This window comes from Streptomyces sp. NPDC050164 (assembly GCF_044459945.1).
Classification (GTDB): Bacteria; Actinomycetota; Actinomycetes; order Streptomycetales; family Streptomycetaceae; genus Streptomyces; species Streptomyces coeruleorubidus_A.
Map to the genome: position 1 here is coordinate 21,709 of NZ_JBITJK010000058.1, position 26,975 is coordinate 48,683.

General features: G+C 68.3%; 22 protein-coding genes and 9 pseudogenes. 22 read left to right on the top strand and 9 right to left on the bottom strand.

Annotated features, from left to right (window positions below; genetic code table 11):
* The first annotated feature begins 44 nt into the window (after positions 1-44).
* The 5 genes from ACIBNA_RS41945 to ACIBNA_RS41965 all read left to right on the top strand — a co-directional run bounded on the left by ACIBNA_RS41945 (position 45) and on the right by ACIBNA_RS41965 (position 4,864).
* Positions 45-1,034 (top strand): LCP family protein, encoded by a 990-nt coding sequence (locus ACIBNA_RS41945; RefSeq protein WP_399170599.1) that lies wholly within the window; start codon positions 45-47, stop codon positions 1,032-1,034.
* 114 nt (positions 1,035-1,148) lie between these two features.
* The gene (locus ACIBNA_RS41950) at positions 1,149-2,339 is read left to right on the top strand and encodes an Ig-like domain-containing protein (RefSeq protein ID WP_399170618.1); all 1,191 of its coding nucleotides are present in this window, start codon (positions 1,149-1,151) and stop codon (positions 2,337-2,339) included.
* A gap of 506 nt (positions 2,340-2,845) precedes the next feature.
* Positions 2,846-3,352, top strand: a complete 507-nt coding sequence (locus ACIBNA_RS41955) for a hypothetical protein (RefSeq protein ID WP_399170600.1) — start codon at positions 2,846-2,848, stop codon at positions 3,350-3,352.
* Positions 3,353-4,199: 847 nt separating this feature from the next.
* Positions 4,200-4,367 carry a hypothetical protein gene (locus ACIBNA_RS41960; RefSeq protein WP_399170601.1) on the top strand — a complete coding sequence of 56 codons (168 nt, stop codon included), beginning with the start codon at positions 4,200-4,202 and terminating at the stop codon, positions 4,365-4,367.
* Between the two features lie 365 nt (positions 4,368-4,732).
* Positions 4,733-4,864 (top strand): hypothetical protein, encoded by a 132-nt coding sequence (locus tag ACIBNA_RS41965; protein WP_399170603.1) that lies wholly within the window; start codon positions 4,733-4,735, stop codon positions 4,862-4,864.
* A gap of 373 nt (positions 4,865-5,237) precedes the next feature.
* Here ACIBNA_RS41965 and ACIBNA_RS41970 read toward each other — a convergent pair.
* A pseudogene (locus ACIBNA_RS41970) lies at positions 5,238-5,544 on the bottom strand (fatty acid desaturase family protein); the annotation flags it as partial.
* Between the two features lie 13 nt (positions 5,545-5,557).
* Positions 5,558-5,858 (bottom strand): annotated as a pseudogene (locus ACIBNA_RS41975) (transposase); the annotation flags it as partial.
* Positions 5,859-5,867: 9 nt separating this feature from the next.
* Between ACIBNA_RS41975 and ACIBNA_RS41980 the strand changes: the two are divergent.
* The 6 genes and pseudogenes from ACIBNA_RS41980 to ACIBNA_RS42005 all read left to right on the top strand — a co-directional run.
* Positions 5,868-6,218: pseudogene (locus tag ACIBNA_RS41980) on the top strand (ATP-binding protein); the annotation flags it as partial.
* Between the two features lie 115 nt (positions 6,219-6,333).
* Positions 6,334-6,447, top strand: a pseudogene (locus ACIBNA_RS41985) (IS5/IS1182 family transposase); the annotation flags it as partial.
* Between the two features lie 432 nt (positions 6,448-6,879).
* Entirely contained in the window at positions 6,880-7,083 is a 204-nt protein-coding gene (locus ACIBNA_RS41990; RefSeq protein ID WP_003973099.1) for a cold-shock protein, read from the top strand.
* Positions 7,084-7,428: 345 nt separating this feature from the next.
* A complete protein-coding gene (locus tag ACIBNA_RS41995; RefSeq protein WP_399170604.1) occupies positions 7,429-8,922 on the top strand; it encodes a DEAD/DEAH box helicase in 1,494 nt (497 codons plus the stop codon).
* 61 nt (positions 8,923-8,983) lie between these two features.
* Complete coding sequence (locus tag ACIBNA_RS42000) at positions 8,984-9,373, top strand: CBS domain-containing protein (protein WP_399170605.1); 390 nt, start codon at positions 8,984-8,986, stop codon at positions 9,371-9,373.
* A gap of 52 nt (positions 9,374-9,425) precedes the next feature.
* Positions 9,426-9,734: an SCO5918 family protein gene (locus ACIBNA_RS42005; protein ID WP_234545261.1), complete on the top strand. Its 309-nt coding sequence runs from the start codon at positions 9,426-9,428 to the stop codon at positions 9,732-9,734.
* A gap of 99 nt (positions 9,735-9,833) precedes the next feature.
* Here ACIBNA_RS42005 and ACIBNA_RS42010 read toward each other — a convergent pair.
* A pseudogene (locus ACIBNA_RS42010) lies at positions 9,834-10,097 on the bottom strand (hypothetical protein); the annotation flags it as partial.
* Between the two features lie 46 nt (positions 10,098-10,143).
* Positions 10,144-10,555: pseudogene (locus tag ACIBNA_RS42015) on the bottom strand (ATP-binding protein).
* Between the two features lie 1,233 nt (positions 10,556-11,788).
* Here ACIBNA_RS42015 and ACIBNA_RS42020 point away from each other — a divergent pair.
* From ACIBNA_RS42020 to ACIBNA_RS42030, 3 genes and pseudogenes are all read left to right on the top strand, one after another.
* On the top strand, positions 11,789-12,127 hold the full coding sequence (locus tag ACIBNA_RS42020) for a MerR family transcriptional regulator (protein WP_102909439.1): 339 nt from the start codon (positions 11,789-11,791) through the stop codon (positions 12,125-12,127).
* A gap of 244 nt (positions 12,128-12,371) precedes the next feature.
* Complete coding sequence (locus ACIBNA_RS42025; RefSeq protein WP_031104458.1) at positions 12,372-12,575, top strand: cold-shock protein; 204 nt, start codon at positions 12,372-12,374, stop codon at positions 12,573-12,575.
* 517 nt (positions 12,576-13,092) lie between these two features.
* Positions 13,093-13,365 (top strand): annotated as a pseudogene (locus ACIBNA_RS42030) (amino acid transporter); the annotation flags it as partial.
* A 47-nt stretch (positions 13,366-13,412) separates the two neighbouring features.
* Here ACIBNA_RS42030 and ACIBNA_RS42035 read toward each other — a convergent pair.
* Both ACIBNA_RS42035 and ACIBNA_RS42040 read right to left on the bottom strand, forming a co-directional pair.
* Positions 13,413-14,264, bottom strand: coding sequence for a YihY/virulence factor BrkB family protein (locus tag ACIBNA_RS42035; protein ID WP_399170606.1), 852 nt, complete (start codon positions 14,262-14,264; stop codon positions 13,413-13,415).
* A gap of 209 nt (positions 14,265-14,473) precedes the next feature.
* Positions 14,474-15,490 (bottom strand): DNA-directed RNA polymerase subunit alpha, encoded by a 1,017-nt coding sequence (locus tag ACIBNA_RS42040; RefSeq protein ID WP_399170607.1) that lies wholly within the window; start codon positions 15,488-15,490, stop codon positions 14,474-14,476.
* Between the two features lie 1,046 nt (positions 15,491-16,536).
* Between ACIBNA_RS42040 and ACIBNA_RS42045 the strand changes: the two genes are divergently transcribed.
* Positions 16,537-17,634 carry an IS110 family transposase gene (locus tag ACIBNA_RS42045; RefSeq protein WP_399170609.1) on the top strand — a complete coding sequence of 366 codons (1,098 nt, stop codon included), beginning with the start codon at positions 16,537-16,539 and terminating at the stop codon, positions 17,632-17,634.
* A 549-nt stretch (positions 17,635-18,183) separates the two neighbouring features.
* The gene (locus ACIBNA_RS42050; protein WP_399170610.1) at positions 18,184-18,390 is read left to right on the top strand and encodes a hypothetical protein; all 207 of its coding nucleotides are present in this window, start codon (positions 18,184-18,186) and stop codon (positions 18,388-18,390) included.
* Here ACIBNA_RS42050 and ACIBNA_RS42055 read toward each other — a convergent pair.
* Positions 18,354-18,809 (bottom strand): hypothetical protein, encoded by a 456-nt coding sequence (locus ACIBNA_RS42055; RefSeq protein WP_399170612.1) that lies wholly within the window; start codon positions 18,807-18,809, stop codon positions 18,354-18,356. The genes ACIBNA_RS42050 and ACIBNA_RS42055 overlap by 37 nt on opposite strands.
* Before the next feature lie 118 nt (positions 18,810-18,927).
* On the opposite strand from ACIBNA_RS42055, the pseudogene istA reads away from it, so the two are divergent.
* Both istA and ACIBNA_RS42065 read left to right on the top strand, forming a co-directional pair.
* Positions 18,928-20,564, top strand: a pseudogene (gene istA, locus ACIBNA_RS42060) (IS21 family transposase).
* Positions 20,561-21,226 (top strand): annotated as a pseudogene (locus tag ACIBNA_RS42065) (ATP-binding protein). Before istA ends, ACIBNA_RS42065 begins: the two co-directional pseudogenes overlap by 4 nt.
* Positions 21,227-21,307: 81 nt before the next feature.
* Here ACIBNA_RS42065 and ACIBNA_RS42070 read toward each other — a convergent pair.
* Complete coding sequence (locus ACIBNA_RS42070; RefSeq protein ID WP_230529747.1) at positions 21,308-21,925, bottom strand: TetR/AcrR family transcriptional regulator; 618 nt, start codon at positions 21,923-21,925, stop codon at positions 21,308-21,310.
* Positions 21,926-22,030: 105 nt separating this feature from the next.
* Between ACIBNA_RS42070 and ACIBNA_RS42075 the strand changes: the two genes are divergently transcribed.
* Positions 22,031-23,212, top strand: coding sequence for a cytochrome P450 (locus ACIBNA_RS42075; protein WP_399170619.1), 1,182 nt, complete (start codon positions 22,031-22,033; stop codon positions 23,210-23,212).
* 323 nt (positions 23,213-23,535) lie between these two features.
* Here the strand turns inward: ACIBNA_RS42075 and ACIBNA_RS42080 are convergent, their stop codons facing one another.
* The gene (locus ACIBNA_RS42080; RefSeq protein ID WP_399170613.1) at positions 23,536-24,033 is read right to left on the bottom strand and encodes a hypothetical protein; all 498 of its coding nucleotides are present in this window, start codon (positions 24,031-24,033) and stop codon (positions 23,536-23,538) included.
* A 45-nt stretch (positions 24,034-24,078) separates the two neighbouring features.
* On the opposite strand from ACIBNA_RS42080, the gene pcaC reads away from it, so the two are divergent.
* Genes pcaC through ACIBNA_RS42095 form a run of 3 tightly spaced genes read left to right on the top strand, consistent with a single transcriptional unit; the run spans position 24,079 to position 26,884 of the window.
* Positions 24,079-25,383 carry a 4-carboxymuconolactone decarboxylase gene (gene pcaC / locus ACIBNA_RS42085; RefSeq protein ID WP_399170614.1) on the top strand — a complete coding sequence of 435 codons (1,305 nt, stop codon included), beginning with the start codon at positions 24,079-24,081 and terminating at the stop codon, positions 25,381-25,383.
* A 33-nt stretch (positions 25,384-25,416) separates the two neighbouring features.
* Positions 25,417-26,052, top strand: a complete 636-nt coding sequence (locus tag ACIBNA_RS42090; protein ID WP_399170615.1) for an MBL fold metallo-hydrolase — start codon at positions 25,417-25,419, stop codon at positions 26,050-26,052.
* 52 nt (positions 26,053-26,104) lie between these two features.
* On the top strand, positions 26,105-26,884 hold the full coding sequence (locus ACIBNA_RS42095) for an exodeoxyribonuclease III (protein WP_399170616.1): 780 nt from the start codon (positions 26,105-26,107) through the stop codon (positions 26,882-26,884).
* Positions 26,885-26,975: the final 91 nt, after the last annotated feature.

Below are 26,975 nucleotides of genomic sequence, written 5' to 3' on the forward strand. Positions count from 1 at the left end.
GTCTTCGCCCCCGGACATGGCGCCGCAGGGCAACCTGGGGCGTGATGACGCTTGCCCTCGCGGTGCTCGCGGCCTCCGTCGGGACATACGCCTGGGCCGACGAGAAGCTGGACCGTACGGTGAACCTCGGCGCCCTGCCGGACCAACCCTCGCCGGGCAAGGGCACCACTTATCTCATCGCCGGCTCGGACGACCGCCAGAATCTGACCCCGCAGCAGCAGAAGGAACTGCACACCGGCAGCGACGACGAGGGGCCGTACGGCAACAGCGACTCGATGATGCTGCTGCACATCGGCAGCGACGGTGACACCCTGGTGAGTCTGCCGCGCGACAGTTACGTGACCATACCGGCGTTCAGCGGTGCGGACGGTGTGCGGCATCCGGCAACGGCGAACAAGTTGAACGCGGCCTTCTCGCTCGGCGGCGGGCAACTGCTGGCCGAGACGGTCGAGTACAACACCGGCATCCACGTCGACCATTACGCGGAGATCGGCTTCGGTGGCTTCGTCGGCCTGGTGGACGCACTCGGCGGCGTCACCCTGTGCCTGGACCGGCCGATCGTGGACCAAGCCTCGGGAGCCGACTTCAAGGCGGGCTGCCAGAAACTGGACGGCCGGCAGTCCCTCGAACTGGTCCGGGAACGCCACCAGGAGGCGGGCCAGGACCTGAGCCGCATGGCGAACCAGCAGAAATTCCTTGCCGCGATCGCCCACCAGGCGGAGACCCCGTCCACTCTTCTCAACCCGATCAGGCTCTATTCGGCACTCGACGCGGGCATCGGAACGCTGAGGGTGGACAAGAACACGACCCCGTACGACCTGGCGCGGATGTTCCTCGGCCTGAAGGGGATTTCCAGCGGAGGGGGACATGAGTTGACGGTCCCGATCGCAGACGCGAACTACTCCTCTCCGAACGCCGGTGACGCGGTGCTGTGGAACATGACACGCGCCAAGGCCCTCTTCCGCGAGCTGCAGAACGATCAGCCGATCACCATCGGCAACAACGACGCCGACTCTGACCTGTCCGGTGGTTAGCGTCAATTCCCCGGCGTGCGTGCTTCGTTGGCGTCGCCATCAATGTCCCGAACGTGTCCACCGCCGGCAGTCGATGTCTTCCCTACCGGCCGAGGAGGAGACCCTGTGAAAACGATGAGTCAGGTGCCGGAGAAGCGTCGGCGCATGAAGGAGATGGCCTACCTCGCCGCGCTCACGGTGGTCTCCGCACTCACGCTGGTCGGGTGTGGTCTCGGCGCGGCCTCGTCGACGTCGCCCCGGCCGAGCGACATCACGATAAAGCCGGTGACGGACGCCTCCGGCCAAGCCGATCCGGACCGGCCCATTCACTGCACGGCCACCCACGCACACCTGACCAAGGTCTCCGTCACCCGCTCGAACGGTTCCGTCGTCAGCGGCTCCCTCGACCCGTCGGCCGGTACATGGACGCCGTCTCAACCGCTGAGCCTCGACGCCCGTTACACGGTCGTCGCCACGGCCGCCGAAGCATCCGGAAAGTCGGTCAGCAAGCGCCTGAACATCGAGACGATCAGTCCGGCCGACACCGTCACCGCCCGGTCCATCACCCCCGCCACGGGGTCCGACGTCGGCAACGCCCAGCCAGTGGTCGTCGTGTTCACGAAGGCCGTGACCGATGAGGCCGCCGTCCAGAAAACACTGTCCGTGACCGACACGGACCACGTCACCGGAGCCTGGCGATGGGGGACCAACCGCCGTGTCGACGACCGTCCCCGAACGTACTGGCCCCTGGGCGACAAGATCACCGTGAAAGGCGACCTGGAAGGAGTGAACGCAGGAGGGAGCCTCTGGGCGACCGGCGACTACACACACACCTTCACGGTCGACTCCGACGTGCACGCGGTAGTCAATCCCAAGACCCGAACCATGGCGGTCTATCGGGGAAGCAAGCTGATCCGGACACTCCCGATATCGACCGGCGGGGCCGGCTACCAGACCTGGGGCGGCAACCTGGTCGTGCTCGACAAGGAGGCCAAGACCCAGATGACATCGTGCAGCGTCGGCCTCAGCTGCACTCCCGGTAGTCCCACCTACTACAACCTGCCTGTCTACTGGGACGTCCACCTGACGTGGAGTGGTACGTACATCCACGACGCGTCATGGGACAACGCGACCATCGGCAGGGTGGACAACTCCCACGGATGCGTCCACCTGAACGCATCCGACGGAAAGTGGTTCTTCAACACCGTGGAACCGGGAGACCTCGTCCGGGTCATCAACCCGTCCAAGCCGGTGACGCTGGGCAACGGGGACGGCGACTGGAACCTGGCCTGGTCCCAATGGAGCACACCCAACGCCACGCGGTGAGGGGGCGCCCCGAGGCCCGTATGAGTGGAGCCAAGACGGCTCCACTCACTCGAGGGTGCAGCAGGAACGGCAGGAGTGGGCGATCGCTCGCAGACGGGTCGATACGGTGCTGGATCCGGCCGGCGGCACCAGCATTGACAGAACACGCCGGATGTGCGGGATGCGGACGCGCCATCGGCGCCCCGGGAGGCGGCGAAGCCGAAAACGAAGGTGCCCATGTGGTGCGAGGGGCTTGCCTGTTCGGTGCCGCCGATGGCCAGCGCATGGTGCAGGCGCTCGCGGACCGGGCCCGGCTCGGACAGGGGCCGCTGACCTGCCAGGAGATGGCCGCGGTGTTCGGCATGGAGGTGGTGCCGGCGCGTGATCATTCACCGTCGGTTCGCACAGCATGTCGCTCCTGCAGTCCCACGAAGTTTCCACAAGGTCCGCGGCTACGGTGCGCGCGACCGGGTCCGAACAGAGGGCTCTGCGCCTCCTCGACGAAAGGTGACTCCATGATGAAATCAATGCCGCGGAAACGAAGGGCCATGGTGACCGGGGTGATTCTGGCCGGCGTACTCGCCGCTGGCGGGGCCACCGCCTACGCCTCGTCGACATCCTCGCCGGGCGCCAGTCCGTCTTCGGCCGCCTCCGCGAGCTCAGCCAAGCAGCACCACAACAAGCACCACAAGAAGCAGGGCAAGCACCACCGTGCGCTGCCCGGCGTGCACGGCCAGGCCACCGTCGAGAGGCGCAAGACCGGCCAGTTCGTGGTCCGTGAGTGGCAGCGTGGCAGCATCACCGGTGTGTCCGGTGCCACGCTCACCGTGAAGAGCGCCGACGGGGTCAGTTGGACCTGGACGGTGGAGAGGAACGCCCGCATAAGCTGGGACGGCAAGAAGGTCGCCGAGTCGGTGCTCAAGGCGGGCGACACCGTGAGGGTGGTGGGACGGCAGGCCGGCAGCGCCAACGACGCTCTGCGGATCTCCGTGCCGACCCCGGCGCAGCTCGCCAAGCAGCACGCGAAGGAATAGCGGCATCCGGCGACGCCCGGCTCCGCCGCCCGCCTCCGGCCCGGCCGCTCCGTGGCCGTCCCGGAAGCGGGCCTCTTCGCGTCCCGCGGGCCATGGAGAAGTGATGGATTAAAGGCAACTGGAAGCCCTCGTTGGCCGTTAGCAGTTGGGGAATCTGCTGGGCCGTGGCGGCATGGCGGAGGCCCGGCTGGGCCACGACCGGCGACTGGGCCGGACAGTGGCGGTGAAGGCACTGCGGCCCGGTATGGCGCGCGCCCCGTCGTTCTTGGCGTGTGTACGACAGCCGTCGGTGGTGAATGACCCCATGTGATTCAGGCGGACCCCTACAAGCGCGCCGCCGACGAACGCCTCGCGAGATCGTGGACAGGGCGAACGTTGCCTGATGCGGCCCTAGGCATGGCTGGCCCCCTGGTCCCGCAGGCTGCGCTTGGCCGGTAGGTCCGCACGATGGGGTGGCGCCGAAGCCGCGCAAATACAACCCTGCATGCGCGCGGCCGGGCCGGCGACGCCCCGCCACCCTGCCAGGGATGTCATCGAGCGAGCTCGTGGGCCCGCTGCCGTCGAAGCCGTACGCAAGTCCGTGGCGCCCGATCGGTCAGCGCGGCCAGCTCGCCCGTTGGCTCCGCTAGCACGGCCACCCCGGTTCCGTCAGGCCATGGCCCCAGTGGCTGGGCGCTGTTCCACGGGGCGCAAGCTGGGCCGATGGTGTGATGCCGTCGGAGTGCCGTTGTTTTGGGCGGTGATCGCACGTTGTAGGGGATGGTCGTCTGCTTGGCGGTGGCGGTCGTCGCCGCTCTGGCGCAGGCGAGGGTGTTAAGTGTGGCGCGGGCGCCGGGTTGAGGTGAGTATGAGCGATTCGCAGACACGGTCCTGGAATCCGGTTCCCGGATCCGATGGCTGCCGGGTGCTGCGTGACCAGCTGGCCGAGGCGATTGTTGCCATCTGCTGGGAGGCGCGGCTGGTGCGGTTGGCCCAGGCCCTCGATCCGGCGGGTGACAGGCCCGATGGAACGTGACAAGCGCACCCATTATCGCTTACTGGGTGTAGAGCGCGGTAAGCGCAGGCTGGTCGACACCTCGTTGGCGTTAACGTTCCCGACGTTCCCTTGGGGCCACCCCGAAGAGGGTTGCGGCGAGCGTACACATCGCCCCTCCGGTCCTCGATCGGAGCAGACGAGAAAGCCGGACACCGTCGCAACCTACATCCGGAAGGCAACCTCACTGACGAAGTGACCGAGTGGTTCCCCGGCAGGTTGACGCGGTGCGGCGGCGCCGCCAGATGCGAGGACCCGGACCGGATGCCAGCCTGGTCACAAGGACCAAAGGCTATGCAGGAGGTGCGGTCATGGGCGCGGAAGGGATGAGGCAACGGGCCAAGGACATGGCTTCCAAGTTGCGGCAGAAGGGCCAGGGTGGTCAGCAGAGCAAGTCGCGACACAAGACCCAGGGGCGCAGCAAGCTCATCGAAGAGCAGATGAAGAAGCTCCAGGAGCGCCGGCACCGGCATCGGTGACCGGTAGTCCGGCTGTGGGGGGGGCGGCCCGAACGTGTTGGGCACGCGCTCGCCCGGGTGCTCCCATACACAAGCTTGCGTCGTCGCCCTGCGCCGCCGGCGGTGCGCTGGCTAGTGGACGAAGAAGATGCCGTGGAGGGTTAAATCGCGCCTGGTCTCGGCGGCTTCGACGTGCACGTGCACGTCGTGACCTGCTTCGCTGCGAGTGCTGGCGCCGCCGTCCTTAACAACCGCGCCAGCCCCTGACCGCACTGCTGCGCGCCGCCGAGCGCACCAGCGGCGTACTCGCCGCCGGCAAACTCTACGGTTACGGCCAGACGTGCCCGGATGCGGCAGGACGACCACGCCCTGAACCAGGCGGGCCGCATCCGCGTCACCGGGATGCGCGGCCCGGACTACCTCGGTGGGTGGCGTACGGGCGACGCCAGATGCGGGCCCAGGTGGAGGCGTACTGGCGCGGCAGCGGGCCGGTGGTGTACGGGATGTCGTACTTCTCGCACAGCCTGCGCACCCGGGGAGCGATCTGCGCGTAGCGGTTGCTGGGCAGGTCGGGGAAGAGGTGGTGCTCGATCTGGTGGGCTGAGGTTGCCGGTGAGGATCTGTAGGAGCGGTCCGCCGTCGATGTTCGCCGAGCCGAGGGCCTGCCGTACGTACCACTGGCCGCGCGACTCGCCTTCGATCTAGGCCCCGTCTTCAAACAGATCTAGCCCAGAGCAGGAACGACGCTAGGCTGACCGCTGCTTCGTAGGAAGTGACGGTCTTGTTGTACCTCGTGGCGACGCCTCGGAAGTGCTTCAGTCTGTTGAAGCACCGCTCCACGGTATTGCGTCGACGGTACGTCTCGCGGTCGAAGCTGGCGGGGGCGGCCGCTTTGGCGGCCGCGGTTGTGTCGGTGTCGCTGTTGGTCGGCCTTCTCGGGGATGGTGTGGCCGATCCCGCGTTTGCGCAGGTAGGCGCGGAATGCGCGAGAGCTGTACGCCTTGTCTGCGATCACAAGCTGGCCGCCGATCCCAGCATCGTCGCAGGGATACGCCGTCAAGTCGCCGACCAGCTGACCTCCTGGGGGCTGGAACATCTGGTGTTCACCACAGAGCTCATCGTCAGCGAGCTGGTCACCAACGCCATCCGCTACGGCGGCGCCCCAGTGGGCCTGCGGCTGATTCGGGATCAGCGTCTGATCTGCGAGGTCTCCGATCCCAGCCAGACGCAGCCTCATCTGCGACGGGCCCGGTGGACGGATGAAGGCGGCCGCGGTCTGTTCCTGGTGGCGCAGCTGACCCATCGCTGGGGCAGCCGGTACACCGTTGCGGGCAAAACCATCTGGACCGAACAACTGTTGGAAGAAGTGCCCTGACCTATCGGCCCGGTTGGCTGATGCGATGCGTGCGGGCGCTTCAAGCGACGGTCATCAGCACACGTCGCACCGGCGGCCTGCCTGGCCACTCTGTCGGAGTAGTCACTCGAAGACGTCCCGTGGGCATGCGCGGGAGTACGAACGGCTCATCCAGCACTCCGAGAGCCTGATCACCCGGGCCGCCATCACCCTCATGACCAGGCGCCTCACCCACACTGAAGAGGTGGGCTCGCTCATCCGGGACCGGGAACGGCAGCCGCTGCCGCGTGGTCATCGCGCAGTCTCGCAACTGCGTTTCCTGGGCGGCAGCGCCTTTTCCCCGGTGGTTGCGCAGCGTGCCGGTTGGCAACTCTTCCTGAGACGTTAAACTCCGAGTGAATCAATATCTGTTCCCGAGGGATCAGATTTTGGGGGGCCGTGCAGTGTGAGTTTTTGCCCCGAAGGGCAGAGTGGAATTATCCAACACGCACGGGCCGCTCCGGCGTGCTACTGTCTATCCCAGTTGCAGTTGTGGTTCCCAAAACTTCAAGTGCCCCCACCAGGCTTCTGCCGGTCGGGAGCACTTTTGTATTTCCGGTCATTTCCGGGCGGGGTAATCATCGCGGCGACACGGCGTCCGCACGGTGCGGACGCCGATGCACTGCCCCAAAGGAGATATGACATGGCTGCTGGTACCGTAAAGTGGTTCAACGCGGAAAAGGGCTTCGGCTTCATCGAGCAGGACGGTGGCGGCGCCGACGTGTTCGCCCACTACTCGAACATTGCCGCGCAGGGCTTCCGGGAGCTGCTCGAGGGCCAGAAGGTGAACTTCGACATCGCGCAGGGCCAGAAGGGCCCGACGGCCGAGAACATCGTTCCGGCCTGACGCTCACGCGCAATCCGTAGCTGGGGCCCGCATCCTTCGGGGTGCGGGCCCCAGCTGCACGCGTATCCCGCAGCGGCTTTCACCCGCGGGACGCCCCGGGGAAATCCGCAGTACCACCACAAGCGGTTCCTCCCTCAGGACGCGGACGCATCCTGAAGCGCTGCACCTCAGCCGGCGCCCGGATCTCAAGGTCCCCATCGCGTCACCCATTTCAGCACCTGCGCCCACGGATGTATCCGCCGGCCAGATCTGCATTCTTTTGCCACCGGTCCATACTTGTAATTCTCCATGCCATTCATCGCAGCGGGAATTCCTTGATATGTGCCACATCGAGGAAGGTTCCGCATGAACCGCACGTACACGAACGACCGCCCCGCCCGCACCCGTGACGGCCGTGCCGGCGCCGGAAGGGGCGGCAGCGGCTACGGCTCGCAGGCACCGCACCGTACCGGCGCCCCCGTCCGCTCCGGCGGTTACGGCCGTCGGCCCGCCGCAATGCGAGGTGAGTTCGCGCTACCCAGGACGATCACCCCCGCGCTGCCCCCGGTCGAGGACTTCGCCGAACTCGACATGCCCGAGCAGCTGCTGGCCGAACTCGGCAGGCAGGGGGTGACCGTGCCGTTCCCGATCCAGGGAGCTACGCTGCCGAACTCCCTGGCGGGCCGTGACGTCCTGGGCCGCGGCCGTACCGGGTCCGGCAAGACCCTGGCCTTCGGCCTCGCCCTGCTCGCCCGCACCGCCGGACAGCGTGCCGAGCCCCGCCAGCCGCTGGGGCTGATCCTCGTACCCACACGTGAGCTGGCACAGCAGGTGACCGACGCGCTGACCCCGTACGCCCGCTCCGTGCGGCTGCGGCTGGCCACCGTGGTGGGCGGCATGTCGATCAGCAGGCAGGCCAGCGCGCTGCGCGGCGGAGCCGAGGTCGTCGTCGCGACCCCGGGCCGGCTCAAGGACCTCATCGACCGTGGCGAATGTCGGCTGAACCACGTGGGCATCACCGTGCTGGACGAGGCCGACCAGATGGCCGACATGGGCTTCATGCCCCAGGTCACCGCGCTGCTCGACCAGGTGCGCTCGGAGGGGCAGCGGATGCTGTTCTCCGCCACCCTGGACCGCAACGTCGACCTTCTGGTACGCCGCTACCTGACCGACCCCGTCGTGCACTCCGTCGACCCGTCGGCCGGTGCGGTCACGACGATGGAGCACCACGTCCTGCACGTCCACGGCGCCGACAAGCACGCCGCCACGACCGAGATCGCCGCCCGCGACGGCCGCGTGATCATGTTCCTGGACACCAAGCACGCCGTCGACCGGCTGACCCAGGACCTGCTCAACAGCGGGGTGCGGGCCGCCGCGCTGCACGGCGGCAAGTCGCAGCCCCAGCGCACCCGCACGCTGGCGCAGTTCAAGACGGGGCACGTCACCGTGCTGGTGGCGACCAATGTCGCGGCGCGCGGCATCCACGTCGACAACCTCGACCTGGTCGTCAATGTTGATCCGCCGACCGATCACAAGGACTACCTCCACCGCGGCGGCCGTACCGCCCGCGCCGGCGAGACCGGCAGCGTCGTCACCCTGGTCACGCCGAACCAGCGCCGCGGCATGGTCCGACTGATGTCGGACGCGGGAATCCGGCCACAGACCACCCAGATCCGCTCGGGCGACGAGGCCCTGAGCCGGATCACCGGAGCTCAGGCCCCGTCCGGCATCCCGGTCGTCATCACCGCACCGGTGGTCGAACGCCCCAAGCGCAGCGCCACCTCCCGAGGCCGCCGCCGCCCCGCCTCGGCGACCAGGCGCACCCCCGTACGCCAGTCCGGCTTCGGCACGGTGGCCTAGAACTTTCGTGATCAGGAAGCCGGCCCATCTCTGCAGGAGGCACCCTTTGACGCTGGTTCAGATGCAGCCCCGCCCGGCGGGCGCCGACCCCGTGCACACGACGGCGGCGGAGGTCATGGAGACGGCCGGACCGCAGGTGTGTGACGACATGAGCGTGGAGGTGGCGCTGGCCGTCATGGCCGCCGCACGCACGGGCCGGCTGGTCGTCTGCGACCAGGACGGCCAGTGCACCGGCCTGGTCACCCGTACCGAACTCGCCGCCGTCCGGGACAGCTCCGACTACACGGACCGTGTCCGCCTGCGCGACGTCCTCGGCGACCACGGTTCGTTCGCCTCACCCGTGACCACGATGGCCGAGGCCGAGCACGCGATGCGCGCCCGTCGGCTCGGTGCCCTGCCGGTGGTCGACGAGCAAGGCAGCGCCCTGGGCATCCTCGCCATCTCCCGCTGAAGCACCTCGCCCCTGGTCGGACCGTTCTCCCCTCTTCTCTCTGTGAGGCCACATGCGCTGCGTCATCGCCCGCTTCCCCTTCGAGCTCACCAAGGGCGGCGTGCTGGAATCGATGAAGGGCATCAAGCCCGAACCGGTCACCGGCGAATCGGTGATCATCGGCCGCCGCCACTACCCCGTCAAGCAGGTCGGTCAGGTCATCACGCGCCAGGACCGCCGTGACTTCAGCGCCGCCGAAGTCCTGCGGGCCATGGCTCAGCTCGGCTTCACCTGCCGCGCCGTTCCCAAGGCAGCGCCCCTGGGCATTCTCAGCCCGATGCAGCACGCCTCCGCGATGCTCGGCACCCCCGTCACGGTCTGACCGGGTAAACAGACACGAGCCGACACCTGACCAGCAGTGTGGGCCCGACCGGTACGCCGGTCGGGCCCACACTGCGTGCAGCGGGTTCCCGTCGCCGTTGCCCTGCAGGATCCGGGCGGCATGGAAGTGCAGACGCGTGGGTGGCCCGTCCTCCTTCACGGGGCGTCGAAGAGGGCGGGCGAACTCGCCCAAGTGGGCGGAATCCCTCAGCGCATCCGACACCCTCTGCCTCCACGCCGCTTCGGCAGCCAGCCGACCGGTGATGACAGCGCCACCGGTGGTTACGGTCCGGGACATCTGGTTGCTCTGGCCGGACTCCACCAGGGCGGCGACGTCAACCAGCAAGTCGTCAGGCTGCGGCATGAGGCGGACCGTGTTCGCCGGCCATTCGGCTGCTTGAGCGGTGACGCTACCGGGCAAGGAAGGCGCTCACGGTTTTGCCGCCGGGGGCCCCGCGGGTGACCGCCGTGGCGTGGGCGAAGCGGGTGACCATGGGCCAGCCGAAGCCCCCGGTGCCGCCGTTCAGGTCAGGGGTGCGCATGCGCGGCACATGTCGGCGGGGATCGTGAACGGCGACCTCGATCGTGAACGGCGACTTCGATGGTGTCGGGGTGCGCAGCCAGTTCCAGTGTGCAGAGGCCCCCGCTGTGGCGCAGGGCGTTGGTGACGAGCTCGGACACGACCAAGACCACAGTGTCCGCCGCGTCAGGAGCCACGGCCGGCTGCTGGAAACCTTCGAGGAAGGCCCGTGCCGTATCGCGTGCGTGGGCAATGGCTGTGGTGGAACGGACGGCTGCGGCGCTGGCCATCACCGTGATCATCAGGGTCACCCTGGTCTCTGAATCGTCCATGCCCCTGCCTACCCAACCCCTGTGTCCCGCCCCTCCACCTGACAACCCCGCAGAGCTCCAGCGCTTGCCTGAAGGGGACGGAGGACCACAGTCGACGCATGACGGCACCTGCTGCCGTGAGCCCGTGTCTCCGCAGCCCGCGGTCTGCTCGAGTCAGGGGCCGTGCCGGTTTGCCACCAGCTGCTCGATCATCCCGGGATCGTCGAGGGCGGCGCAGGGCCTTCTGCCACGCTCGTCAACGGCCGACCTGGGGGGCGTGACGGCTGGAAACGTCCGTGCCGGTCGGTGGGGTTCTTCACGAGACGCAGTGTTGGCCGATGCCGCCGACGCTCGCCGCGGGCGCAGTCGGCGACGTCACGCCCAGCCCGACATGCCACGCGGCGGTGGGTCACTGTGAGCTCCGGACAGAGCCTCGCAGCTGCTTGAACCATCCATGGGACCGGTCGAGGCAGACTGGTCGAGGCGAAGTACCTCATCTTCCAGCGCACGGAAATCTATACCCGTTGGAGTAGACATTGGCTGGCGGTGTGGTTAAGGTTTCTGTCGTAGCCGAGATCAAGAGAGGTCCGGCAGAGATGAACTGCCGGGCAGCAGTACGAAGTTGCAGTTCGCAGGACGGTGCGGTGGTGGAGTTCCGAAGCCAGAGCGGTTGCAGGACGGCGACGGGACTGACGACCGGACCAGGTGGCCCGCAGTGATCAGGGGCCGCCATGAGCAGTACCGCAGTGGCAGTACCAGTAAGTGAAGGTTCGCAGTACTCAGCAGTGAAGTCAGTGAGCAGTACCTCGGTGAAGGCGTCGGCTGCGGACGCGCGCACCGGGAGGTTCGGCAGTGGGGTTCCAAGCCAGAGCAGACGCAGGACGGGCGACGGGGCTGGCTGCCGAAGAGTGGCGCTTTTCGAGGCCACCAGCAGTTCGCAGTTCCGTTAGTGAGTAGTTGATCAAGAGGGAAGAACGGAGGGGCCGAGCGCCATCAGGATCGCCCGGGCGGAAGTCTTGGGCCCGGGTACCGCAGGACATCGATAGTGAGGTGGTCTCCGGTCAAGCAACCGCGATCCCCGCGGCCCCGACAGCATCTCGGTCGGGTCTGCGGAAACAGAGGGCCGGTGCAGTATCAGGGCCGGCAGATGGTGTAGCAGTTCCTTCGGGGCCCTGGCGGCAGTACGGCGCCAGGGCCCCTCCACGCGTTCCACAGAGAGGTGCAATGACAGCAGACGACACCTTCGGCCGTCTCGATGACGACGACTACCCCGCCTACACCATGGGCCGAGCCGCCGAACTGCTCGGCACCACACAGGGCTTCCTCCGCGCCATCGGCGAACACCGCCTCATCACCCCACTCCGCTCCGCAGGCGGACATCGCCGCTACTCCCGCTACCAGCTGCGCGTTGCAGCCCGCGCCCGGGAACTCGTCGACCACGGGACCCCCATCGAGGCCGCCTGCCGGATCGTCATCCTCGAAGACCAGCTCGAGGAAGCCCAGCGCCTCAACGCCGAATATCGCCGTGCCGCCGAATCAGCGAACCCAACGGCAGCAGCATGAGATGAGCGTGCCCGTCAGCGTCGACGGGCACCGCACGCACGATCTCGGTGTGCGGTGTGATCATTTCCTATGGTGACGCCGTGTGCGGGCGTGTAGCGTCTGCGTCAGCTGTCGTGGTTCGGAATTCCCTCTTGCCCACGCCTTCGGTGTGGGCGTTTTGCTGTGCTGTGCCGCAGGAACCAGGGCGATCACCTCCGTCTGCCACATCGAGTGGGAGGCGTTCATCGACTGGAAGGCATGAGACATGGCTACGGGAACTGTGAAGTGGTTCAACGCGGAGAAGGGCTTCGGCTTCATCGCCCAGGACGGCGGCGGCCCGGATGTCTTCGCGCACTACTCCGCGATCAACTCCACAGGCTTTCGTGAGCTCCAGGAGGGCCAGGCCGTGACGTTCGACGTCACCCAGGGCCAGAAGGGTCCGCAGGCCGAGAACATCAACGTGGCCTGACCTCGCAGACCGGCCGAGAGATCGCGCACGCCGCGTCCAGGTGGCCGCCGCCCCTGCGGGCCCTGCCACCCACCCGGACGAAGGCGCCTGCTCTCGTGCCGGGCCGGCAGGATCAGGGGCCGCGCAGCAATGGCTGCGCGGCCCCTGATCTGTGGAGGCACCCGGGCCGGTGCGACTGCGGCCCGGAACTTCCTGACCTGCGCACCGAGACTCGCCGGACCTCGGTCGCTGCAAGCGTCGTCGGGCACGGGAGCCGCATGTCCTGCGCGGCTGCCGTGCAGCTCGAAGGAGCCGACGCTCAGAAGCTCGTCCAGGCGTCGAGGAAGGCTTTCCGTCCAGCGGGATCGTCCGACCTGCGGTCTGCGTGCAGGACGCGCCAGGCGGTGAACTCGAGATCTCGAAGCCACAGTTCGACCGATGACCTGTGTCTTGAGGCCGGGCAGATGGTCGGATTCGGCGAGGCCCCAAATCCGCCGCCCCGGATGCACGATGGGTGGTCTGACTCGACAGGGCCTGAGTGAGCGGACGCCCGCCCGGGCCCGCGCCGGACCCGCACCCCGAACAGGAGGGGCACCGGTGGTGGCGCGTGATGTGCCTGCACGACGCCGACTGCTTCTCCACGCCCGGCTACCAACCTGGCATCGCCGCGCTCGCGGCCGGCCTGTGGTCTCCCCTCGCCACCCTGGCCCTGATCGCGCTGACCTTGTGCGGTGCCCTGCCGGTCCAGCGGCGGACGGCGCGCCGCGCGAGGCCAGAGGCCGCCACGCCACGCGGCCGCGGCGAACCGGCCCCAAGGGTACGGGCGGTCAGCCGCTAAGCGGGTACGAGAAGACCGGCTCATTCCCCGTGCGCAGGCTTCGTCAGCTCTGCGTTGAACTGAGCGCCGATCAGGAGGGACAGATTGGAGAGCCACAGCCAGACCAGGAACACCACGACGCCTGCCAGCGAACCGTACAGACGGTCATAGGTGCTGACCAGGGAGGTGTAGACGGCGAATCCGAGTGAGACGGTCAGCAGGAGCGCCACCGCCAGTGTGCCGCCGGGCGCCATCCTCCGAACAGGGCGGGAGGACGCCGGCCCCGACCGGTACAGGACGAGCACCAAGGCGACGGCTACCGCGGCCACGACCGGCCACCGCAGCGTGTCCCAGGTGGCCTGGGGCCCGGTACCCAGACTCAGAGCCTGACCCAGACGCCGGGCCAGGCCGCCGGTGAGCAACAACGCGAGGGTCGACGTCAGAAGCAGGGAGCTCAGAACGAGTGCCGTGGCGATGATGCGCGGAGCGGTACGCCAGACCGGCCGGTCCGCGCTGATCCGATGCATGGAGTACAACGCCCGGCGGAAGACGCTCAGATAGCTGCATCCCGACCACAGGGCCCCCGCCCCTCCGACGAAGATCAGCGTCCATGCCGCCGTCGGCTGGGCGACCATCTGCCGCAGGGTGCTGCGCAGCAGAGCACGGGACTCGGCCGGGGCCGCCTGCGTCATGCGGTCGATGACCTCCGGCTTGGCCGTGGGCATGGTCAGACCCAGAATCGAGAGGATCACCAGCAGCAACGGGAACAGGGCCAGAACCGCATAGTAGGTCAGCGCAGCGGCCCAGTCCGTGACGTCGTCGTTCCAGACGGCCATCGGCGTCCGGCGCAACGCCACCCACCACCGAGCCGTGTGACCGTCTGCATCATCCATGACGCGGATGCTCTCACTCTTCGTCCGCGGGCCACCATCCAGCACTGCGGTGCGACGGAACCCGGCACGCGTGCCGGGTTACCCGACGTGCTTGAGAAGGCGGGACGGCCGCGGGGGCCACGGCCCCTTGGCACCGCGCGGTGAACAGAGCGTGGAGATTCTCCTGTCCCTGTGCGCGAGGTGTCTCTATGACCGGCGCAGCGCAGCGTTCAGTATTGCTCGGTCTCCGCGAAACCCGCGTCCGAGTCGTCGTCCGCACCGAGTGCGGCGGCGGTCGGGTTGAATCCGGGCGGGCTGTCCTTGAGACCCAGGCCCAGGCCGGCCAGCTTCGCCTTGACCTCGTCGATGGACTTCGCACCGAAGTTGCGGATGTCCATGAGGTCGGCCTCGGAGCGCGCGAGGAGTTCGCCCACGGAGTGGACGCCCTCGCGCTTGAGGCAGTTGTACGACCGGACGGTGAGCTCGAGCTCCTCGATCGGCAGGGCGAGGTCGGCGGCGAGGGCGGCGTCCGTGGGGGAGGGGCCCATGTCGATGCCCTCGGCGTCGATGTTGAGCTCGCGGGCCAGACCGAACAGCTCGACCAGGGTCTTGCCGGCGGACGCCATGGCGTCACGCGGGCGCATGGCCTGCTTGGTCTCGACGTCGACGATCAGCTTGTCGAAGTCGGTGCGCTGCTCGACACGCGTGGCCTCGACCTTGTACGTGACCTTGAGTACCGGCGAGTAGATGGAGTCGACCGGGATCCGGCCGATCTCCTGGCCGACCTGCTTGTTCTGCACGGCGGAGACGTAACCGCGGCCGCGCTCGACCGTGAGCTCCATCTCCAGCTTGCCCTTGCCGTTGAGCGTGGCGAGGACGAGGTCGGGGTTGTGGACCTCGACACCGGCCGGGGGCGCGATGTCGGCGGCGGTGACCAGACCCGGGCCCTGCTTGCGCAGGTACATCACGACGGGCTCGTCGTGCTCCGAGGAGACGACCAGCTGCTTGATGTTGAGGATCAGGTCGGTGACGTCCTCCTTGACGCCCGGCACGGTGGTGAACTCGTGCAGCACGCCGTCGATGCGGATGGACGTGACCGCCGCACCCGGGATCGAGGAGAGGAGGGTCCGGCGCAGGGAGTTGCCGAGGGTGTAACCGAAGCCCGGCTCCAGCGGCTCGATCACGAACCGGGAGCGGAACTCGTCGACGACCTCTTCGGCCAACGAGGGACGCTGAGCAATCAGCACGGGGTGTTGCCTCCAGTGGTTTTGGCGCCCGCTCTGTGACGCCGTAGACACACGAAGAGTACGGGCGATACGGATGCGACTCCGGGAAATAGCACCTGGAGTGGTCCATCAGCCACAATGACGACCACGGTCAAGATCGGCACGGAGACGGCGGCCCCCCCAGGGCCTCAGCGTGTAGCGCGACCCATATCCGCGATGGCACCGTGCATGTCACCTGGGGCGTCGTTCGGCACAACCACCTGGGTGCATCCCCCCCCGCGTGGCGGTGGGGCAGAACCGTCCGAACACACGCCGACCGGGACATCGGCATCGGCATGGTCATCCGAACCGGCGCTGCGGTGTGCCACGGCGGACTCCGGAGGGCGGTCCGCCAGGAACTCGCCCCCGACGAACTCCAAGGACGGGCCCAGGCCACCGGAGCGTGGCTCGCCTTCAGCCTGAGACCCTTCGCCGCCCTCGCCGCTGGCGGCCTCGGCACGTGGCTAGGGCTGCACCTCACCCTCACGCTCATCACCGCGGCCCTGGTCATCCCGTTCCTTGTGCTCTGGAACTCACCCGTGCGACACCTTCGTGGGTCGATCCGTAGTCGAAGCAGATCTGGGAGTCCTCTTCCGGTGATTTGGCCATCGGGGTGCTGATCACGGAGTAGGAGCCGCAGCCGGTGAGGTCACCACCTCCTTGCTTGACATCTCCCCGTCAATACCGGTCAGGAGTGGACGAATGTCAACGCCTTGCCAACCCGGGCAATCAAGTTGAGCATCGATTCGGCCGAAGCCATCCGGCAACGATCGAGTCATGCCGCTGTACCGGGATCGATGGGACGGTTGTGAGGTGCCATCCCGGACGGGGTCTGACTCCTGAGATCTTTGACCGAAGTGTCCAGTCACGGACCTGTCGACTGTCGTTGCGGGATGCTGCCTGCCACCGAGTCACGGGGCGTGTCCCGATAGGGGCCTTGCCGACGATCAGGCGCCATCACAGTTCAGACCGCCCGAGCAGGCCGGTGCCATCCACCCTGCACCTCACATAGCGGGAGGCGAACCATCATGACGACCAGACAGCGCAGCACCTCCTCGAGCACGGATCCTCCCGTTCGGCGCGAGGTGGTCCTGGGCGTGGACACGCACGGCGAGGTGCATGTCGCCGCCGTGATCTCTCCGCTTGGGAAGATCCTGGGTACCGGGTCTTTTCCGGCCACGGCGGCCGGCTACCGACAGCTGCTCGTCTGGGCCCGCAAGCGGGGGACGGTGCGCCGAGCTGGCGTGGAGGGCACGGGCACCTTCGGCGCGGGCCTGTCCCGCTACCTGCTGGCTCAGCACGTCGAGGTGTTCGAAGTGAACCGGCCCGACCGCACGGCCCGCCGTCTGCTCGACAAGTCGGACCCGCTCGACGCGCAGGCTGCCGCGCGGGCCGTGCTCAGCGGTCGCGCCCGGGCCCGGGCCAAGTCCGGCGACGGTCCGGTGCACAGCGCTCGGATGTTCAAGCTCGCCAAGGACTCCGCGGTCAAGGCCCGTACCCAGGCGATCAACCAGCTCAAGGCCGTCCTGGTCATCGCCGACCCCGCCCTGCGGGAACGACTGTCCAGCCTCGGCAACGCCGAGCTGTTCCGCACCTGCGCGCGCCTCGGCCCACCCGACGGTGGAGGAGACGAGGACGCGGTGGCCGAGGCCACCCACATGACGTTGCGCATGCTCGCCGAGCGCATCGAACAGCTCACCGGGCAGATCGATGAGCTGAACCAACGCCTGACCCTGCTCGTCGAACGCCACGCCCCACAGCTACTCGTACCGGTGGGCATCGGTCCGGACAGCGCCGTCACTCTCCTGATCACCATGGGAGACAACCCTGAGCGGCTGAACACCGAGGCATCCTTTGCCGCCCTTTGCGGAGTCAGCCCCATCGAGTACTCCTCTGGCCGTCGGAGCACGCGCCGGCTCAACTACGGCGGCGACCGCCAGGCCAACGCGGCCCTGCACCGCATCGTGTTCACCCGCCTGCGCCACGACCCGCGCACCCAGGCGTACTACGAACGCCGCACCCAGGAGGGCAAGACCCGACGTGAGATCATCCGATGCCTCAAGCGGTATGCAGCCCGCGAGGTCTTCAACCTGGTCAGACCGGTTTCCCGCACCCCCGCGTTATAGGGGCGTCCATGACTCTCTCCGCGTCGGAAAGTCCACACCGTGAGGAGCTTCTGGACCACTCGAGGCCGGGACGAGGTGAGAGCCCGGCCAGAGAGACAGTTGGGAACCCCGTGGGCGGGGCCATGCGCCGACCCCGCCCTGTCTCGTTGGCGATGAGTTTGCCCTGAGCCGGGCCCTGCCCGCCGGTCGTCGAGCGCAGAGCCTGGCTGCGGGGTGAGGCGGATGCTCCGCTTTGGTACAGGAAGCGACGGGCGTGCTGCATCGGTGCCCAGAGTGCCCGCCCGATCAAGCTGAACCCCGTGCAGGAGCGCCTGGGGCGCAGGGTGGAACGGGCTCCGGACCACGGTGCGCTCGGGCCCGTCCAGGAGGAGCGCGTTGTGCACGACGCCGATGCCGCTCTGCACGTCGTCGGGGGTGTGCCCCGGGAAAGCATCCCAGGAGGCGGTTGCGGTGAGATAGCCGACGCCGGTCCAGGCGTGCAATGGTGCCGTAGCGGAGTTCGGAGACAGCTTCGTCCAGCGCGGGGCTGAGCACGGCCATCGTGCTCGGATGCGCGATGAGGTTCACGCCGAGGGTGCTGGCGAACTCCTCGTTCGTGGTGCGGACCGGCTCGGCGAGGAACTGGCGCGGGTCACCGGGGAGTTTCAGCACGGCGAGGACGGCGGCGAAGTGCTCCGTGGTCAGAGCTGGTCCGGGTTCCGCCGGGGCGAGACCTGTGATCAGAGCTTCTGGGGGGAGATGTGCTCGGCCTGGTAGCGCAGGTCCGCCTCGGACCAGCCGCCCGGCAGCACGATCGTGGGGGAGGAGACCCCGCCCAGTTCGCTGGTGGCCGGCTTATCGAGCAGCGGTGTGCCCGCCTTCTTGCGGCCGGCGCCCTCGGTACCCGTACCGGAGACGATCGCGTCATGGATCGCGGCGCTGCCGGTCATGTGGACGGTGGACCTTCGGGTGGTGCACCAGGTACCTCCCGACGTCGGCGCCACCGGTGAGGACCCGGACCGCCCGAGGTCGATCAGCGGCGCCAGTACTCGGTTGAAGACGTCGAGGAGGCCGTCGGTGACCGGGTTCAGCTTGAGGGCCACCACCCTGTTGTGCGCGTACAGCTCGTAGAGCACGTCCAGGATGGGGACCGAGGTGATATTGCCGGCGCTGGTTTTGTACGTGGGAGCTGACACCACTTGTTACTCAGAGCGGGGAGCGCCCGGTTTCGCCGGAGGGCGATGTCTCTGGGTTCTGACAACACCCGAGGGCTTGCGGTGGGAGCATGGACGTGCTCTGCGGGATGAGGCAGCGATGGCGCCACCGAAATCCAAGGTCGACTTGTACGCGGCGATCCGCCGTGATGCCCGGGCAGGGATGTCGTACCGGGCCTTGATGCGTGAGTACGGAGTCGGATTCCGCACGGTGAAGGCCGCGTTGGAGTCGGTCTGGCCGGAGCCGCGGAAGAAGCCGCGGCCGCGCGGGACCCGCCTGGATGCCTACAAGCCGTTGATCGACCAGATGCTCCGGGCGGATCTGGATGCGCCGCGCAAGCAGCGTCACACGGTCAAGCGGATCTTCGACCGGCTCCTGACGAGCACGGGGCGGAGGCGGTGACCTATCCGATGGTGCGGGCCTATGTCGCCGACCGGCGTCCCCAGATCGCCGTTGAGGCCGGCCGCGGGGTGGTACACGCGTTCATTCCGCAGTCCCACCGGCCGGGGGCCGAGGCGGAGGTGGACTTCGGTGACATGAAGGTACGCCTGGCCGGTGAGCAGGTCACCTGCTTCGTGTTCGCGATGCGGCTGTCGTATTCGGGCAAGGCCGTGCACCGCGCCTTCGCCTCCTGCGGCCAGGAGGCGTTCCTCGAAGGCCACGTCCACGCTCTCAGCGTGCTGGGCGGTGTCCCGACCGGCAAGGTCCGTTACGACAACCTCCGCTCCGCGGTCTCCCGGGTGCTCAGCTCGCGGTCCCGCGTGGAGAACGAGCGGTGGACCGCGTTCCGGTCGCACTTCGGCATCGATGCTGCGTATTGCCTGCCTGGCATCGAGGGCGCCCACGAGAAGGGCGGAGTGGAGGGGGAGATCGGCTGGTTCCGCCGCAATCACATGGTCCCCGTCCCCGAGGTCGCCTCCCTCGCCGAGCTGAACGTGATGATCGAGCAGTGGGACGAGGAGGACGAACGGCGCCGGATCGGCTCCCGTCCGCGGCCGGTGAGCGAGTACTTCGCCGTCGAACGGCCCCTGCTGCAGCCACTGCCGGACGAACCCTTCGAGACCGGGCGGCTGTTCAGCCTGCGGGTGGACCGCTTCAGCCAGATCAGTGTCCGCACCAATCGCTACTCGGTGCCGGTGCGGCTGATCGGCCGAACTGTCCGGGCGATGCTGCACGCCTCCGAGCTGGTGGTCTACGACAGCCAGCAGGAGGTCGCCCGCCATGAACGGCTGATCGCCAAGGGGAAGGCCCGGTTGGATCTGGACCACTACCTGGAAGCCCTGGTCCGCAAGCCCGGCGCGTTTCCCGGGGCCACCGCCCTCGAACAGGCCCGTTCCGCAGGAAAGTTCACGCCGGTCCACGACGCCTGGTGGGAGGCGGCGAAGGCTGCCCACGGCGAGCGGGACGGCACCCGGGCCCTCATCGAGATCCTGCTGTTGGGCCGCCACGTCCCCCACGAACACCTGGTCGCCGGGCTCGCCTCCGCGCTCAGAGCCGGTGCCCTGACCGCAGACGCGGTCGCCCTGGAGGCCCGGAAGGCGGCCGAAGCCGACGAGGTCGCGGCTCCTGTTGTTCCTGCGGAGCCAGGCCGGACGAACGTTACCTCGCTGACCGAACGGCGGCTGGCCCAGCTGCCCTCCGACACCCGGCCGCTGCCCTCGCTCGCGGCCTACGACCAGCTGCTGCGAGCACGGCAGTCGGCCGCCCGCCCCGCCCTCCAGAAAGAGATGCCGTGACACTCAAACGCCATCGCGGGCTGACCGAACAGGCCGCCGACGCCGCCGTCGACCAGGCATGCCGCATGCTCCGGCTGCCCACTATCCGGGCCCAGTTCCCCGAACTGGCCGAAGCCGCCGCCCGGGACCAGATGTCGTATCGGGGGTTCCTCGCCGAACTGCTGATGGCCGAGTGCGACGACCGGGCCCGCCGCCGCGCTGCCACTGTGCCTGATCGGTGACTCGGGCACTGGCAAGTCCCACCTGCTGATCGCGCTCGGCACCGAGGCCGCCATGGCCGGCTTCCGGGTCCGCTACACACTCGCCACCAAGCTGGTCAACGAGCTGGTCGAGGCCGCGGACGAGAAGATCCTGACCAGACCATCGCCCGCTACGGACGCGTCGATCTCCTTTGCATAGACGAACTTGGCTACATGGAGCTGGACCGCAGGGGCGCTGAGCTGCTGTTCCAGGTGCTGACGGAGCGGGAGGAGAAGAACAGTGTCGCCATCGCCTCCAACGAGTCGTTCGGGGGGTGGACAAAGACATTCACCGATCCGCGGCTTTGCGCGGCCATCGTCGACCGCCTCACCTTCGGCGGGAACATCATCGAAACCGGCACTGACTCCTACCGGCTCGCCAGCACCCGGGCCGCCCGGGCGCAGAGCGCAGCCTCAGGCTGACCCGTCCGAGCCTCAAAAACCGGCCAGAGACTGCGTTCACCGCTATCCGTGCCACGACCGAGTGCGCGTGCGCTGAACACGCTAAGCCGGGCGGGGGAGCGAGTTGAGGCCGTCGATCGCGATGTCGGTGGCCCTTTGAACGGCTTTGTAGGTCTGCTCCGGCCGGTCGCCCCGCTTTTGGCATGCGGCGACGACGACCTTGATCGCCCCGACCAGCGAGCCCACCGCCGCGGCGGCCTCGACGAGGTCCAGCTCGGGGCAAGCGAGGTGGAGCGCTTCGGTCAGCTGTAGTTGGATGTCGAACAGCAGGTGCAGTTCGCGCGCCTGAAGTGCCGGGACCGACGCGATCAGCCGGGTCCGAGCCGGGCCGACCTTCCGCGCCAACTCCGAGTCCGTGTCCGCGAAAACACTCTGGTCGATGACGCGCCGCAGCAGGTCGGCCACCGGTTCGCCGGGCTGCCGTTCTCCGATGATCTCGACCGCGCGCTCCAGCCGCGACCTGTCGTCGAAGAAGACGATGTCGTCCTTGCTGTCGAAGTAGCTGAAGAAGGTCCGTGTCGCGATGTCTGCGGTGGCCGCGATCTCCGCCACGGTTGTCTGGTCGTAACCCTTCTCGGCGAACAATCGCAGGGCGCCTTCGATGAGCGCTTGCCTCGTGCGCATCTTCTTCCGCTGGCGCAGCCCTGGATCGCTGGTCACGACAGCACCTTACCGCTTACCGCATGCGATGTAATTTTGCATTCATTGACGTTTTGCATTGAGTGCTGTTTTATCGAGAGGTCCGTACCGACCGAGGAGCGGCCGATGGAGAGCACGTCCCCGGCAGTAGTCATGCCCACGGCCCGCCAGAACCCGTTCGATCCGCCCGAGGAACTGCGCCGCCGGCAGGGGCTCGGCCCGATCCATCGGATGACCTACGCCGACGGTGGTCAGGGGTGGTTGGTGACCGGCTTCGCCGCAGCGCGGGCGATCCTGGCGGATCCTCGGTTCAGCGTCCGCCCGGACCATATGCGCTCACCGATTGCCCAGCCGGCAACGGCGCCCGTGCCGCCGGGATTCTTCCTCCGCATGGACTCGCCCGAGCACGACCACTATCGGCGGTTGCTCACCGGTGACTTCACGGTGCGCCGGATGAAGCTCCTCGAACCGGAGATCGAAGCGATCGTCAATGACCAGTTGAACGCGATGGAGTTCGCCGGGGGCCCGGCCGACTTGTTCAAGGCATTCGCGCTGCCGATCCCGTCACAAGTGATCGGCGAACTGCTCGGGGTGCCCTACTCCGACAGGCAGGGGTTCCAGCGGAACGCCGCCACGCTCTTGAACGTCGACCTCACACCGGAACGCCGGCAAGAGGCGGCCAGGGAGCTCATGGCATATCTACGGGACCTGCTGCGCCACAAGCGTTCCTGGCCAGAGGAAGATGTGCTCAGCGGGCTCGCTGCGCACGAGGGACTTACTGCGGACGAGAGGGCCGGACTGGCGCTCCTGCTCCTGATCGCCGGGCATGAGACGACGACGAACATGCTTGCACTGGCCACTTTCGCTCTGCTGGCCAACCCCGCACAGCTGGCCGAGGTCCGCGACAAGGAGGAAAACGCCCCTGCGGTGGTCGAGGAGTTACTGCGTTACCTCACGATCATCCACCACGTGGTCCGTGTCGCGCTCGAGGACATCGAGCTCCACGGCTGCCTGATCAAGGCCGGCGAGTCCGTCACCGTCGCACTTTCCGCGGCGAACCGGGACGCTGACCATTTCGCCGACCCGGACGCGCTTGACCTCACCCGCTCCACGGCCGGACACCTCGCGTTCGGTCACGGCCTCCACCGGTGCCTCGGGCAGCGACTGGCCCGCGCCGAAATGCGCATCGCCCTCCCCGCACTGCTTCGCCGCTTCCCGGCACTACGTCTCACTGTCGCGCCCGAGGAAGTGCCACTGCGGCCGGCCATGCCGGTCTACGGCGTGCGTGAACTTCCGGTCACCTGGTAGGCCGATCAAGGTCGAGAAGAACGACGTGTGCTCGGCGACCTGCGGCGCGACGTCTGCGAGTTTGAGCAACGCCCCTTCACTACCGGCTCCCCACCGCCATCCGGCCCTTCAAGCACCGCCCGCATCACCGCCCCCAGACACCTCCCCGACTAACGCGTCCAGCGGATACCCGCATCGGACCACGATCGTCTGGATCAAACTCACCCAGGCGCACGGCATGGATCAGTTGCGGCCTCCGGTGTTGTCACTTCTCGTCGACATTTCCGACCCGAGTGATCGCTAAGTGCTTCCGGAAACCGCCGACAAATGTTGTCCGTTCCCACCTACGAAACCACGGCGCCGAGCACGACGCCGACGCCTGCGGTGTCGGCCGGGTGGAGCTGGGCGAGGCCCGCGCGCTCCCGCACCTCCTCCTCCGTGGTGCCAGGCGGCATCCACACCTCGGCGCTGAGATCGTTCAGCAGGAGGCGGTCCCAAATGCTGTCGGGCAGGACGCGGACCGTGACCCGTCCGCCAGGTGCTTGGCCGAAGGAGAAGCCGTCGACGGGACTGCGGTTCTCCCCCAGGGCGGTGATGCTGGCGGCGAGCGCGCCGAGGGAGGTCAGCACCGGGTAGGGGCCGGTGATCCATTCTTCGCCGATCAGCGGACTGTCGCCGGGCAGCCGCTTGTAGACGCCGGCCGTGCGCACCCACGCCTCGGCCGCTTCGGCGGTGGCTGCCTGCATCTGCTCGAGCAGTTTCCGTCGCTTCGCCAGGTCGCAGGCGGCCCAGGCGGCCTCGCCGCGGACCAGGCCGTCGACGGCCTGGTCGATCGCCCGCACCTCCGCGTTATAGGGGTGTCTGTGAGACGTGAGAGGCTTTGAGGCGTGAGCGAGACACCGTCGAACACCCTGCAATACCGCTTTGACGGGCCAGAAGAGGCTCCCGTCCTGATCTTGGGTCCCTCCCTGGGTACCACATGGCACATGTGGGACCGCCAGATCCCCGAGCTGATCAAGCAGTGGCGCGTCTTCCGGTTCGACCTGCCGGGACACGGCGGCGCCCCCGCGTACCCGGTGGGCTCGGTCACCGACCTCACCACACGGCTGCTGACCACCCTGGAAGGGCTCGGCGTGCAGCGCTTCGGCTACGCGGGCTGCGCGTTCGGCGGCGCGGTCGGCATCGAGCTGGCCCTGCGCCACCCCGAGCGGCTCGCCTCCCTCGCGCTGATCGCCGCCTCGCCGCGCTTCGGCACGGCCGACGAGTTCCGGCAGAGAGGCGTGATCGTCCGCACGAACGGCCTCGACCCCATCGCCCGTACCGCGCCCGAGCGCTGGTTCACCGGCGGCTTCGCCGCCGCGCAGCCCGCGATCACCGAGTGGGCCGTGCAGATGGTGCGCACCACCGACCCCGGCTGCTACATCGCCGCCTGCGAGGCGCTCGCCTCGTTCGACGTCCGGTCCGAGCTCGGGCGGGTCGGCGTGCCGACGCTGGTCCTCGTCGGTTCGGACGACCAGGTCACCGGCCCCGCCGAGGCCCGCACCCTGGTCGCCGGCATCCCGGACGCCCGCCTCGCCGTCGTCCCCGGCGCCTCCCACCTGGTGCCGGTGGAGCAGCCCGCGGCCGTCACCGACCTGCTGGTGCGGCACTTCTCCACCGCCTGGCAGCCCGCCTTCGAGACCTCCACCGGCCAGACCGCCCTGCCCGCGGCCGCCGTCAAGCCCGTCCTGTCCGCCGCCCCCGCGCAGCCCCTCCAGACCGGGCCCCTCGCCGAGATCGCCCCGGTCGTCCCGCCGCAGCCCCAGGGGCGGCCCGACCCCTACGACGCCGGGCTCAAGGTCCGCCGCGAGGTGCTGGGCGACGCACACGTCGACCGGGCGCTGGCACAGGCCGGCGAGTTCTCCGGGGACTTCCAGGAGTTCATCACCCGCTACGCCTGGGGCGAGATCTGGGACCGCCCCGGCCTGGACCGGCGCACCCGCAGCTGCGTCACCCTCACGGCCCTGGTCGCCGGCGGTCACCTGGACGAGCTGGCGTTCCACACCAAGGCCGCCCTGCGCAACGGCCTCACCCCGGGAGAGATCAAGGAGGTGCTGCTCCAGGCGGCCGTCTACTGCGGCGTACCGGCGGCGAACAGCGCTTTCAAGGTCGCCCAGCAGGTCATCCGCGAGGAGACCACGCCCCAGGAGTGAGCCCGCGGGGGAGTGCGGAGGCAGGATGGAATCATGAAGCTCACGAAGAAGTCGCACGCCTGCGTCCGCCTGGAAAAGGACGGCCGCACCCTCGTCCTCGACCCGGGCGGGTTCAGCGAGGAGGACGCCGCGCTCGGCGCGGACGCGATCCTCGTCACCCACGAGCACCCCGACCACTTCGACGAGTTCCGGCTGCGCGCCGCGATGGAGAACAACCCGGCCGCCGAGATCTGGACCCTGAAGTCGGTCGCGGAGAAGATCTCGTCCGCCTTCCCGGGCCGCGTGCACACCGTCGGCCACGGCGACACCTTCACCGCCGCCGGCTTCGACATCCAGGTCCACGGCGAGCTCCACGCGGTGATCCACCCGGACATCCCGCGGATCACCAACGTCGGCTACCTCGTCGACGGCGGCAAGGTCTTCCACCCCGGCGACGCCTTCACCGTCCCCGGCCACCGGGTCGAGACGCTGATGCTCCCGGTGATGGCCCCCTGGAGCAAGATCTCGGAGGTCATCGACTACGTCCGGGAGGTCAAGCCGCAGCGCGCCTACGACATCCACGACGCCTACCTCACCGACCTGGCCCGCCCCATCTACGACCGCCAGATCGGGCAGCTCGGCGGCTCGGAGCACCTGCGGCTGACGCCGGGCGACTCCACCGAGGTCTGAGGCTCCGGGGGACCGGGCCGCGTTGTCAGACTCGCCGGGTAGGTTGTGGGACATGCGCATCGCGACCTGGAACGTGAACTCGATCACCGCCCGCCTGCCGAGGCTCCTGGCCTGGCTGGAGAGCAGCGGCACGGACGTGCTGTGCCTCCAGGAGGCCAAGGTCGCCGAGGACCAGTTCCCGACGGAGCAGCTGCGCGAGCTGGGCTATGAGGCGGCGGTCCACGCGACCGGCCGGTGGAACGGCGTGGCGGTGCTGTCCCGCGTCGGCATCGAGGACGTCGTCAAGGGCCTGCCCGGCGACCCCGGCTTCGACGGCTCGGTGGAGCCCCGCGCCATCTCGGCGACGTGCGGCCCGCTCCGCGTCTGGTCGGTCTACGTGCCGAACGGCCGTGAGGTGGACCACCCCCACTACGCCTACAAGCTCCAGTGGATCGAGGCGCTCAAGGCCGCCGTCGCCGGTGACGCGTCCGGCAGCCGCCCCTTCGCGGTGATGGGCGACTACAACGTGGCGCCGACGGACGACGACGTCTACGACCGCGCCGCCTTCGAGGGCTCCACCCACGTCACCCCGGCCGAGCGCGCCGCCCTGGCCTCCCTGCGCGAGGCGGGCCTGTCCGACGTGGTCCCGCGACCCCTCAAGTACGAGCACCCGTTCACGTACTGGGACTACCGCCAGCTCTGCTTCCCCAAGAACCGCGGCATGCGCATCGACCTGGTGTACGCCAACCAGCCGTTCACGAAGGCGGTCAAGGACGCGTACGTGGACCGCGAGGAGCGCAAGGGCAAGGGCGCGTCGGACCACGCGCCGGTCGTGGTGGACGTCGACGTCTAGGGTCTGTCGTTTGGATCAGGTCGCAGGGAATCGACGGCATCTCTTCAGCGCCGGTGAGCGGGGTCTGGTGCGTGCAGCTGCAAGGCGGAGG